The sequence below is a fragment of the Paenibacillus sp. Root444D2 genome (assembly GCF_001426375.1).
Lineage (GTDB): Bacteria > Bacillota > Bacilli > Paenibacillales > NBRC-103111 > Paenibacillus_E.
In genome coordinates this window covers 41,697-52,652 of record NZ_LMEO01000027.1, presented here as the reverse complement: position 1 = coordinate 52,652, position 10,956 = coordinate 41,697, and the positions used below count along the sequence as shown (strand labels likewise).

Below are 10,956 nucleotides of genomic sequence, written 5' to 3'. Positions count from 1 at the left end.
CTACATTAGGCAATAAGTCCCCGTATTGGTTCGAAAAAAACTACTACAAGCAACTTCAGGCTTCATAAAGTTGTGTCTACTTTCTTGACAGAAGTTCATTCTGTGCTATTTTCCACCCATTCCACTGTATAAATCCAATGGAACTAACCCCAACCACCGATGTCGTGAGACATCATTGGATATCATCCAATCAAATTCATCCAGTTAAGGTATTTCTACTTTCCTCCCAACCCAAACAAAAAAGGAAGGCCTCCGCCTCCCTCATACAACTAGAAATCGCGCTAACTCCTTGCAATGCTCGCAGTGCGTCGGTGGCTCCCAGCTAGCGAAGTGGGTCTTCTGCAGATCCACAATGTCTGGAGCCTCCTCATACTCATCGACAAACTCATCAATCGCGATTTCCACATGATCTTTACAAACTACATGCATGCAAGTACCTCTCATCCGCAATGTTTCTTTCTATCCACGCATATCCTATATCTCTTCAAATATCACTTATCATTCATCATTTATCACTATCACTATCACTCTTCACTTATCACATATCACTTATCACTATCACTTATCACTATCACTTATCACTTATCACTTATCACTTATCAACTTATCATTCATCATTCATTACTCATCTTTTATCACTTATCCATCGCTTCAACCAACGTAACCACCGCCGTCAACTTCTTACCGCCGCGGTAATACACCACGTTGACCTTATCGCCAATCTTCTTCTCATAGTACAAATATTTCCGCAGCGAGATTGTACTGTCAATCTTGCGGTCATCCAATTGAACAATGACATCCTGCGCTTTGAGGCCCGCTTCTTTGGCAGGTCCTGACACATCGAAGACGATAACTCCAGTCTTAACATCTGCAGGCAGCTTTAATACATCAGTCCCTTTAAAAGCTTGCAGTTCCTGCGTCGAAACACCCATCAACGGTCTTTTCACCTTATGATCCTTGATCAAGCTCTCAATAATCGGCTTCACACTATTAATAGGAATGGCAAAACCTAATCCTTCCACGCCCGTATCCGATATCTTCATGGAATTGATTCCGACTACCCTGCCCTCAATATTCACCAGCGGTCCGCCACTATTCCCTTGGTTGATAGCCGCATCCGTTTGAATAACGTCCATCTCCCAGTCGTAATCCGTGCCTTCACGTGACAGCGAAACCGGTATCGTTCGTTTTGGCGAAGAAATGATACCTTGAGTAACGGTTGGTGAAAATCCGAGTCCAAGCGGGTTGCCAACGGCTATCGCCATCTCTCCTGCTCGCAGCGTTTCAGAGTCACCGAATTCTGCAAGCACTTTGATGTCTTTTCCATCTGCTTCCAGTACAGCCAGATCCGTAATTCGATCACGGCCGATTAGTGTTGCTTTGCGATGCTCCCCTTGGAAATTAACCATTTCGAACTGGTTCCCGTTCTCAACAACGTGACTATTCGTCACAATTCGAACTTTATCACCATTCCTTGCAAAAATTACACCCGAGCCGATCCCCAGCCCGGTCTCTTGCCCTTTATCATCTTTCTTCGAGGAAATAACGCTGACCACAGCAGGCTTTATTTTCTCCGTTGCCGCTACGACTGTATCGTTGCTGTTCATCGGATGCGCCTCGGCTTTTGCCGCAGAAGCCGGTATCGCTAGCGCAGCCCCAGATGGTTCACTTTTCCCGAAGCCGCCTACTACTCCGACCAGCAAAAGCATGGCTAACGCTCCGCCAACTCCAGCAATGAGGGCCACATTCCGTCTTCGACCCGCGAAGCTTGTGAATGCCCCTGTCCCTTTGGGACGCCAAGTATCCTGGCGCAGTTTGGACCTTTTGGTGGAATAAAAATCATCATCAAACAAACTCATATCGGGTCCCTCCTCGCTGATGGGGGTTAAGCCATGCCGCTTTCGCCTTGGATTGTTTTATTTTTCTTTGGTTGTTTTTCGATCTTGCCTTGGATTGTTTATTGTTATCTCTGCATTCCTTTTCGATCTCGCCATAAATTGTTATTTTTCAAAAAATAGGAATGTTTCCTGCATTTCTTGCCTACAATAATAGTAAACCAAATCTCTTAACGAAATACTAGAGTTAACTGAAATTTTAAATCATACAAATAAAGGAGAATGCTCAGAATGAACCGTATTCCTTCCCATTTTGATGAAATTAACATGATTGGTAAGCTCGCTGACCTCAAAGATAGTCACTACCACCAGTCCCTCGTCCTCTCATCTCTCATTCAAGTTCTAATCGATAAGGGCCTCATCACAGCGCAGGAAATCCAGCTCAAATCCAAGGAGCTCGACGCCGCGCTTACTCCGAATCCAATACATCCCATTTCGTAGAGCGGTCAAAATATGTATCCATCAGCCGCAGCTGTTTAGCCTCAGGGGCACGCTCTTGTACTATGTTATTCACCGTTAGCCTGGCCAAATCCATTAAATTATGGTCCCGGCTCAAATGCGCCATATAGACAGACTTCGTCTTGCTCGTTAACACGTCACAGAGCGCTTCCCCTGCGGCTTCATTGGATAAATGACCCTTGTCCCCAAGAATACGACGCTTAATACTCCATGGATAGTGCCCCACGCGCAGCATGTCCACATCGTGATTCGTCTCCAGTACCAAGCTATCTGAATCCGTAATCTTTTCTTTAACCTTCTCACTCATATATCCCAAGTCCGTTACAACGCTTAACTTCTGTTCTCCTTCATAAAAGCAGTACCCCACCGGCTCCGCTGCATCATGCGAGATTCCGAATGATTCAACACGGAGCGTACCGAATTCCTCGATACCCCCGGTTTCCATGACTCTCTTGTTGCCTTCCGCGATCACACCGATTTGACGATCCAGCTCTTCCCAAGTCTTCTCATTCGCATAGATAGGCAAATCATATTTGCGAGCCAGTGCTCCCAACCCTTTAATATGATCCGAATGCTCATGTGTGACCAGAATCGCATCAATACTGCTCGCCTCGAGCTCGCGTTCTTTCATTAACAGCTCCATCTTCTTAGCGCTAAAACCCACATCAATCAGCAGCTTGATCTCGCCATTATCAACCACCGTCGCATTGCCTGTCGAACCGCTCGACAGTACCGTAAACCTCATACCCATCTTCCTACTCCTCTATGCCTACATGTCATCCATCTAGCCGTCCATTATTGACTACCACACTTGCTTACTTCTTATCCTTGCTCTTGTCCCCGTTATTTTCAGGGACCTCCATTGTTTTGGCACCATCTGCTTGCGTACCAAATGGAGCCAATTCAGACTCTTTCTGCGGAGACTCAACCGCTCCATTGAAAGCTTGCACATAATAAATATCTCCGTTATCGATCCTAATTCGCCAATGCGGAAACATCGGTTGCGTTTCTGAATTATACGGCTGTCCGTGATACCCCAGTCTGACTTCCGTAATAATGGCACCATCACTCAAATAATTGTCCACTAAGCTGCGAACAGCTAACTGAGCGGGGATCAGCTTCTGCTCTGTTTGCTCTACTCCTGATTCTACTTCAACGTATACTTGACGGTAACTGGTAATTTCTCCATTATTCTCACTCAGTTCCACTCTTACATCGAAGAGAGGAATCTTGCCATATAGCTGCGTGAACACATAAACGCCTTTTCGACTAATTGCTGAATCTAATTGGTATAAGCCAAAATTCGGTATTTCCGACTGAGCTTGAACTTCTTTGCTAGCCCCTTTACCAAGCAAATTACTCATATTAATGGGCGTTTTCAGCGTCTTCATTTCACTGGGCTTCATATTATCGTCATACTTCACCGTTATAACTTTCATCTTCGGTTGATCCGTCGGCAACTCATCCATTAGCCTTATATTTTTGTTTCGGAGCGCGTTATTTAGCTCCTCTACGGTACCTGATGTATCCAAAGCGATTTCTGTCTGATTGGAACGATTGGTGGACCAAAGTTGGAAACCAAGAATCAAATTCAACATCAAAAAGGAACAAATCAAAATCGTTTTAGCCCGACTCCAATTCATGATCTCACCAACCTTTCCTCAGAAATGGAACCTGCTTACTCCATAAAATCATACGTGCCATCTCGCAGCTCAATAGCCCATGTTGCCGTCAATACAAGTGTCTTATCTGTTATTACCGGACGATACGCTGGGAAAATAGAAACAATACTGGATCGCTTCTGATAATATTGCAGCCTTTCTTCCAAAGCGTCACCAGACATGATTTCGAAATCACGCCGCTGCACCGTCTTCAGGTCTGGAATAATCATCGACCTCTCGAATCCGGATATAATCCCCTTCTGAACTTGCATTTTCATGGAGCCGTAACCCTCAGCCTGCGGCGTAATAATCGGCAAGGATTCATAGTACTGTCGGAAAGTGAACGAGTGGCTATCGATTAACTGCTTCTGCGGCGTGCGAGAAACGATATATTTCCCATCCCAACCGATATGCTGATTAATAAATTTGATACCCGCCTGCAAGTCATCTAATACCTCAGTTTTACTTTCTACGGGTGCAACAGGATCCGAATACGTGACCCACCGCAAATCTCGATTTAGCTGAAAACCGCGCTTGCTGTCCGTATAAATTTCAGAACCGTCGCGTTCTTTGAGATATCGGGTAATACCCGGATCAACGAACAGGCTTTGTTTCAGTTGGTCTGCCGTCAACAAGCTATAATTAAATATATAGTTCGGCAGTCGAAGCGGCTTTATTGGGAGATAGTAGTCCCCGCTGTTTGTCGATTTGTAAAGATTCGTCGGATCACCAAATGCCGCGAAATTTTCCACATCTTTACTTGTAAAATCGGCCCCGATGACTTCGTATCCAACACCCGGGGAATCCGTAAAGAAGAAGGCACGAACATCCTCGTTATTGCCCTTGGAGTAAATCCAAATCCGCGTGATTTTATCATTATCAACCGGCATTTCGCCTTCAATACGAAGCAGCTGCTGAAGAATCGTAAAAGGGATGCCGTCTCGGAATCGAATCTCAACCCCTTGCTGTTTCGTTCGAACTTCTTCCCAGTTCACATTAACCAAATACATCGACGTTTTGCGAAAGCCTTTAAAGCTTCGCTGCTTAATATTATCGAGCAGTCTTGTGTAGTAGTAATTGTTAGGATACAGAACAGAGTGCTGCTGATTGCCTAAGTGAACGATGATTTGATCAGGAAACAGCATGTCATGAAGCTCCAATTGCTTACCTAATGTTTCCGTCTGAACATAATTACTTTGTTGAATAGGTTCGATTTTCGGCGGGGTGTACGAAGCTAGATAGAAGCTTTGGTACAAGCTCGTCCCAATCAGAACGACAAGAAGGATGGATTTCAGACTCTCGATCATAGCTCATCTTCCTCCTCTTGCTGAATCGGTAGTAGGAATACAACACGAGTTCCTTGTCCTAATTCCGACTCCAAACTGATCGAGCCGCCATGTGCTTTTACTATTTCCCGGGCAATTGAAAGACCTAACCCTGTACCGCCCATATTGCGGGAACGTGCCTTGTCCACACGGTAGAATCGGTCAAAAATGCGGGACAGATCTTTCTTCGGGATGCCAATTCCGTTATCCTGAACCGAAATTTCCAATACATCCTTCTCGATCTTCCTCGCTTCCAGCCGAATGGCCCCTTCATCACCCGTATACTTAATCGCATTCGACACGAGATTGTCGAGTACTTGATCAATTTTATCCCGATCGAGCAGTAAGCGGGTCACGCCCTGCTCCACATGAATTAGAATTTGAATCTTCCGCTGCTGCAGCTGGAAAGAGAAGCGGTCGGCTACCTCCTCCAGCATCTCACTCACAAGCGTCGAGGATTTACTCATCATCGATTGCTTGGAATCAAGCCTCGATAAATGCAGGAGATCCGTCACTAAGCGGATCATCCGCTCTGTCTCGCTGCGCGTAACGCTAATGAAGCGTGAAGCCAGCTGCGGCTCCTCGAGCGCGCCATCATCGAGCGCTTCCAGATAGCTCTTGATCGTCGTCAGCGGCGTGCGCAGCTCATGCGACACATTCGCTACGAACTCGCGCCTCGCCTGCTCCAGCTTCTCCTGATCCGTTACGTCCTGCAGCACCGCAATAATGCCGTTCTGCCCTTCACCTCGGCGATGAATGGGCGTGAACGTAATACGTACAGACAGCTGCTCATCGTCATCGGGGAGATGAATATCCAGCAGCGTTGTACTAACCTGTCCTTGGAGGAAACCGCGAATCGTATCCATCGGAATACCGAGCACCTCGGATATGTCCAGCCCGAGCGTCGTCTCCTCTTCCGTCTGTAGAATCTGCTTCGCCCTGCGGTTAAGCACGATGACATGCCCTCTATCGTCAGTGGCAATGATCCCGTCATTCATATTCGTTAAGATCGAGGCGAGCTTCTCCTTCTCTTCTTCATTCAGCGAGAGCGCTTCTTTAAGCCTATTCATCATAAAATTAAATGTTTGACCTAGCTGTCCAATCTCATCGGTCCCTTGAATAATAACCTGTTGGTCAAAGTTACCCTCTGCGACAGCCGTTGCCTGCTTCGTAATCTCTTTGATCGGATTCGTAATCGTACTTGTAAGAAGAACACCAAGAATAGCGGTTAGCCCTAGAGCGATCAAAGTTCCCGAGATGAGGATGCGATTAATCGATCGAATCGTTTTATAGACATCTTCCATCGAAGCAATAATGTATACCGCACCCAGGACACGGGCACCGCTGCCTACCGGCTTGGCGATAATGACCTTCCGATAACCATCCTCATCCGTGAAGATCCGTTGGTTATCCTTAATCCCCTGAAGCGCCCTGATAACTTCCGGCTGCGTGTTCTTCTGTTTCAAATGATTAGGAACCGATGTGCTAATAACGTTACCGTTCGCATCTATAATTTGAATTTCCGCATTATTAATAGAAAATAAATTGCTGACGAATTCGTTCAAATCCGCATACGTCTTCTTGCCTTCTGCAGCGTTCTTGCTGTCCTGATCCCCTGTGAGGTATGACCCCACAAAGCCGGCCAGCAGCGTCACTTGACTGTTGCGTGAAGCCAAAAAGTCATTCTTGAAGTACGTCTCTACCGTCTTATAGAAATATACGCCAATGAGCTGCATCGCGATCAGAATGAGTAAGACATAAATAATAATCAGCTTCGCTTGAATTGATTGAAAGAAGCGGATGCCCTTCATGCTCAGAAGCCTCCGGCCTTAGGACTGCGCATCAAGTAGCCGAGGCCCCTGCGCGTCATAATATACTCCGGACGGCTCGGGTCCGTCTCCAGCTTCTCGCGTAAGCGCCGAATCGTTACATCGACTGTTCGTACGTCGCCGAAATATTCAAAGCCCCACACCGCCTGCAGCAGGTGCTCGCGTGTCATGACTTTGCCTGAGTTTTTGGCCAAATACTGAATAAGCTCGAATTCCCGATGCGTCAAATCGAGCGGTGTGCCATCTTTATACACCATGTACATGTCGTTATCGATAAACAGGGCATGAATACGCATCCCATTCCGCTGCATGTCAGACTCGCTTGGAGCCGACTGCGCTTTCGTCTGTCTGCGCAGATGCGCCTTCACCCTGGCAAGCAGCTCCCTAGTGCCGAACGGCTTGGTCACATAATCGTCTGCGCCCATTTCTAGGCCAAGCACTTTATCCAGTTCTGTATCTTTCGCTGTGAGCATAATGATAGGAGTATTCAGCTTCGAGCGAACCTCTCGGCACACATCCATCCCATCCTTCACAGGCAGCATGAGATCCAGCAATATTAGATCCGGCTGCTCAGAGAAAGCAAGCTCTACAGCGCTTCCGCCGTCATACGCACAGATGACCTGATAGCCCTCTTTTTCCAAATTAAATTTCAAAATATCTGCAATCGGTTGTTCGTCATCCACCACGAGAATTTTACCAAACAAACCTACCACCGCCTACTCAAGGATAAATGACTTCGTCCCACTGGGACGAGCATGTAATGTTAGTCTATTTCCAGCATACTACCCTCTATTTTATCATACATTCAAGTAAGAAGCCCTCTACTCTAGGCAAATCGAAACTTATTCTTTCTATTGTGGAAAAAAGAGACAAGGCCCCCCGAGTTGTCCCGTTTGACCTTGCCTCTATCTATAATTAGCGGTTTAAATACTTTAAAGGATTTTCTAAACTACCACTTTTATGAATCTCAAAATGTAAGTGAACACCCGTGGAGTCGCCTGTACTTCCCATAATACCGATTTTATCGCCTTTTTCGACGATTGTACCTTCGGTGGTAGTAATTTTACTCAAATGGCCATATAACGTCTCGTAACCGTTCAAATGATTAATAATAATATAATTGCCGTAATCGGATTTATAACCGGTTTCCGTGACTTTGCCGTTATCAGCCGTCATGATATTCTTGTTGCCTGTGATATCAATCCCTTTGTGAAGCTTGCCCCAACGCACGCCGAACGTACTTGAAATACTTGGGGAAATGACAGGCCACGCGAACTTCCCTGAGCCTTCACCTTGAACCACTTTCGTTCCTTTTTTCACTTTAGCCATAACAGGTTTATCAATGATCTCTTCATTCACAAGCTTCTCTTCGGTCATTAAACCGTCGACCTTCGTCACTTGAATCGTAACCTTCTTCAGCCCATTCTTTCCAGCCGTTATCGGTTGAACTACACCTACACGAAGTGAATCATCTTTCACATACTCAGTGTCGTATTGAATCTCCTGATTCTGTACAACCCGTTCTGTTGTCTTAACAGAGAGCGTAGGTTTGAGCACCGTCACATCAAGTTGGTTGCCAATTTTCAGCTTATCATCTTGAAGGCCGGGGTTATTATCATAAATGAATTGCTTCGTAATCCCTAATTTCTTCGCGATACAGGAGACACAATCTCCTTCGACAACCGTATACTTGGCAGGCTGTACATCACCGGTCTTGAGCTTCTTAACGACATCTTCCGGTTTAGCCAAATCATCTGGTTCGATAGGAACTTCCTTAGTATCGACTTGCTGAATAAACTCTACTTTCTCGAGTTCCGATGGTGCTGTTGTGATATCCTCACCCAACTCTGTTGATAGCGCAGCTACCTTAGCGGTTTCCTTGGCTTTAGGCGCGAAGGGGGCACTTACTTGTTCAAGAATCCGATCAGCCGTCTGCTGATCCTTTACAATTGCGATGGTTTTCCCATCTACCTTCAATTCAATGCCGACCGGTTGCGGCACAAGCAGCTTATCAAGTGTTGCCAAAACAGCTGAATCATCAGATTTTACGTTGAAAGCCTTTTCAGACTCATAGGTAACTCCGTTAGTTTTCAGCACGACATGCACATCTGGGAATTTTTGTTGAACTTCTTGCGGTTTTTTTTGCTTATATTCATCAATAATCTTATTGTCACTTACAATACCTATTTCTTGGCCATCCAGCTTCACATGATACACATTCATCATGCCCGCTTCTACATATTGATGTCCAGTAAACGTAATTATCCCAGTTAGAGCAATTGCACTAACTCCCAGAGCAAGGGACCATTTATGTCGTTTCATTACCGTTAGCGTCGTTGTTGTCGTTGATACTTCCAGCTGCTTGTCTGATATTGATTCATTTCCGGTCAAGCTTTCTCGCTTAGGCGTGAATCTCTTGATGAGATCCATGACAAAGCGCATTCCCCTGAAACCTGTCATGATCTTCTCCCTTTGAACGGTTTTGCATCCGTAGATACATAAATAAACCTTGATTAGACATAATATCCATAAAGGATGTCAGCCTTTTGTTAAATTTAACACACTTTCTCTGCCTATTTCAACAAAATACTCGAAATCCATGTGATAGATTCGTGTCCATCACCAAAAGAAGGCACTATAAATTCAATTTTTTGTATGAAAATCCAAGAGATTATGCGCACTGCTACAAGGATTGACGAATTAGCATGAAAAATTGAAAGGGGACATCAACGATGGAAGTTAATTTGGCGGCTACATTCCATAATAAGGATAATTTAGAGCAAGCGGCTGAAGTACTTAAACTACAGGGTGTACTAGATATCAAATTCGATAATGGCGTAGTACCTAGTTCTGATCAACAAGCTGACAGCTTCATTCAATCCGTAGACAGCTTTGCAGCTGAGCCCTCCTTTGCACTCATGGTAAGTGTTGAGAAGTCACGCTATCGCCAAGCTGAGGATACGATTATCAAATATGGCGGGCAGCTCCATTAACATCCAAGTATGGAATGGATTAATACTTGCTTAGGATATCTGTGAGCTGCTTCAATTCCTTCTCACTTAAGTACTTTTTAAGCGTGTCATTGACCTGCTTTAGCTCTTCTGCGGTAATCCCATCTTCGAGCAAAACGGATAGATTCTGCACGTCACTTTGCGGCAGCTTGGCAACAACTAGAGAAAATATTTTCATCTTATCGTCGCTAGACAGTGCTTCTTTCTTTTTGGCAAAATCCTCCGTCGACATGACGAGTTCCTTTTTCTGCTCGTTCGCTTCACTTCGCGCTCTTCCCATAACGGCTATGGCATCATCCTTGGCTCCTTGGGAAGCATCTCCACCGTCCATTGAACTAACTCCATTTGTGGGAAGTTGATCGTTTGGACTTGGGCTAGATAAGCTTCCAGACGGGTTGAGACTAGGAACAGGCTTCGTAGGTGCAGGGCTTTCAGCTGGGGCAGCTTGCTTCCCCCCGTCTCTACGCATAACTATATTCAGCTCCCCCGCCAATCTTGCAGCAAATTCGTTAAATTGAACCTTTTTACCCAAAGCTGGGATCTGATATTGTCGAAATATATCCTCCACGTACATATTTACAACATACCATGTCGTAAACATCGTTATCGATGTAATTAGGACTGTTCCAATGACGATCTTACTTAACCATGCTATTAATTTCATTCTCGCTATCACTCCTGGCGCATAATCATGTTCCTCCCTTCCAGTATTGACGAAATCATCTCCATTAAATCCCTTTTTGATAAAAAAGAAATCCTCTAAGCTGCAAAACAGC

Annotated in this window: 11 protein-coding genes; 2 read left to right on the top strand and 9 right to left on the bottom strand. The window is 45.3% G+C overall.

Annotation, left to right across the window (positions count from 1 at the left end; all coding sequences use genetic code 11):
* Positions 1-261 precede the first annotated feature (261 nt).
* Together ASD40_RS36125 and ASD40_RS17185 are read right to left on the bottom strand one after the other, a co-directional pair.
* Positions 262-429 carry a CxxH/CxxC protein gene (locus tag ASD40_RS36125; RefSeq protein ID WP_063860151.1) on the bottom strand — a complete coding sequence of 56 codons (168 nt, stop codon included), beginning with the start codon at positions 427-429 and terminating at the stop codon, positions 262-264.
* 206 nt (positions 430-635) lie between these two features.
* A complete protein-coding gene (locus ASD40_RS17185) occupies positions 636-1,859 on the bottom strand; it encodes a S1C family serine protease (RefSeq protein WP_057304417.1) in 1,224 nt (407 codons plus the stop codon).
* 267 nt (positions 1,860-2,126) lie between these two features.
* Between ASD40_RS17185 and ASD40_RS17180 the strand changes: the two genes are divergently transcribed.
* Positions 2,127-2,336: a hypothetical protein gene (locus ASD40_RS17180; RefSeq protein ID WP_029196124.1), complete on the top strand. Its 210-nt coding sequence runs from the start codon at positions 2,127-2,129 to the stop codon at positions 2,334-2,336.
* On the opposite strand, the gene ASD40_RS17175 is transcribed toward ASD40_RS17180, so the two are convergent.
* The 6 genes from ASD40_RS17175 to ASD40_RS17150 form a co-directional block, all read right to left on the bottom strand.
* Positions 2,305-3,105 carry an MBL fold metallo-hydrolase gene (locus ASD40_RS17175; protein ID WP_057304416.1) on the bottom strand — a complete coding sequence of 267 codons (801 nt, stop codon included), beginning with the start codon at positions 3,103-3,105 and terminating at the stop codon, positions 2,305-2,307. The genes ASD40_RS17180 and ASD40_RS17175 overlap by 32 nt on opposite strands.
* Positions 3,106-3,169: 64 nt before the next feature.
* Positions 3,170-3,997, bottom strand: coding sequence for a two-component system regulatory protein YycI (gene yycI, locus ASD40_RS17170; RefSeq protein ID WP_063870798.1), 828 nt, complete (start codon positions 3,995-3,997; stop codon positions 3,170-3,172).
* 35 nt (positions 3,998-4,032) lie between these two features.
* The gene (locus ASD40_RS17165; RefSeq protein ID WP_057304415.1) at positions 4,033-5,322 is read right to left on the bottom strand and encodes a YycH family regulatory protein; all 1,290 of its coding nucleotides are present in this window, start codon (positions 5,320-5,322) and stop codon (positions 4,033-4,035) included.
* Positions 5,319-7,151 (bottom strand): cell wall metabolism sensor histidine kinase WalK, encoded by a 1,833-nt coding sequence (gene walK, locus ASD40_RS17160; RefSeq protein WP_057304414.1) that lies wholly within the window; start codon positions 7,149-7,151, stop codon positions 5,319-5,321. Before walK ends, ASD40_RS17165 begins: the two co-directional genes overlap by 4 nt.
* 2 nt (positions 7,152-7,153) lie before the next feature.
* Entirely contained in the window at positions 7,154-7,873 is a 720-nt protein-coding gene (yycF, locus tag ASD40_RS17155; protein ID WP_156390050.1) for a response regulator YycF, read from the bottom strand.
* Between the two features lie 211 nt (positions 7,874-8,084).
* Complete coding sequence (locus ASD40_RS17150; RefSeq protein WP_057304412.1) at positions 8,085-9,629, bottom strand: M23 family metallopeptidase; 1,545 nt, start codon at positions 9,627-9,629, stop codon at positions 8,085-8,087.
* Between the two features lie 272 nt (positions 9,630-9,901).
* On the opposite strand from ASD40_RS17150, the gene ASD40_RS17145 reads away from it, so the two are divergent.
* Positions 9,902-10,162: a hypothetical protein gene (locus tag ASD40_RS17145; RefSeq protein ID WP_057304411.1), complete on the top strand. Its 261-nt coding sequence runs from the start codon at positions 9,902-9,904 to the stop codon at positions 10,160-10,162.
* A gap of 19 nt (positions 10,163-10,181) precedes the next feature.
* On the opposite strand, the gene ASD40_RS17140 is transcribed toward ASD40_RS17145, so the two are convergent.
* Positions 10,182-10,844, bottom strand: a complete 663-nt coding sequence (locus ASD40_RS17140; RefSeq protein ID WP_057304410.1) for a hypothetical protein — start codon at positions 10,842-10,844, stop codon at positions 10,182-10,184.
* Positions 10,845-10,956 lie beyond the last annotated feature (112 nt).

Bases quoted from the DNA above. Each gene is read 5' to 3' on its own strand.
- ASD40_RS36125 (WP_063860151.1), bottom strand. From the start codon at position 429: ATGCATGTAGTTTGTAAAGATCATGTGGAAATCGCGATTGATGAGTTT.
- ASD40_RS17185 (WP_057304417.1), bottom strand. From the start codon at position 1,859: ATGAGTTTGTTTGATGATGATTTTTATTCCACCAAAAGGTCCAAACTG.
- ASD40_RS17180 (WP_029196124.1), top strand. From the start codon at position 2,127: ATGAACCGTATTCCTTCCCATTTTGATGAAATTAACATGATTGGTAAG.
- ASD40_RS17175 (WP_057304416.1), bottom strand. From the start codon at position 3,105: ATGGGTATGAGGTTTACGGTACTGTCGAGCGGTTCGACAGGCAATGCG.
- yycI (WP_063870798.1), bottom strand. From the start codon at position 3,997: ATGAATTGGAGTCGGGCTAAAACGATTTTGATTTGTTCCTTTTTGATG.
- ASD40_RS17165 (WP_057304415.1), bottom strand. From the start codon at position 5,322: ATGATCGAGAGTCTGAAATCCATCCTTCTTGTCGTTCTGATTGGGACG.
- walK (WP_057304414.1), bottom strand. From the start codon at position 7,151: ATGAAGGGCATCCGCTTCTTTCAATCAATTCAAGCGAAGCTGATTATT.
- ASD40_RS17150 (WP_057304412.1), bottom strand. From the start codon at position 9,629: ATGACAGGTTTCAGGGGAATGCGCTTTGTCATGGATCTCATCAAGAGA.
- ASD40_RS17145 (WP_057304411.1), top strand. From the start codon at position 9,902: ATGGAAGTTAATTTGGCGGCTACATTCCATAATAAGGATAATTTAGAG.
- ASD40_RS17140 (WP_057304410.1), bottom strand. From the start codon at position 10,844: ATGAAATTAATAGCATGGTTAAGTAAGATCGTCATTGGAACAGTCCTA.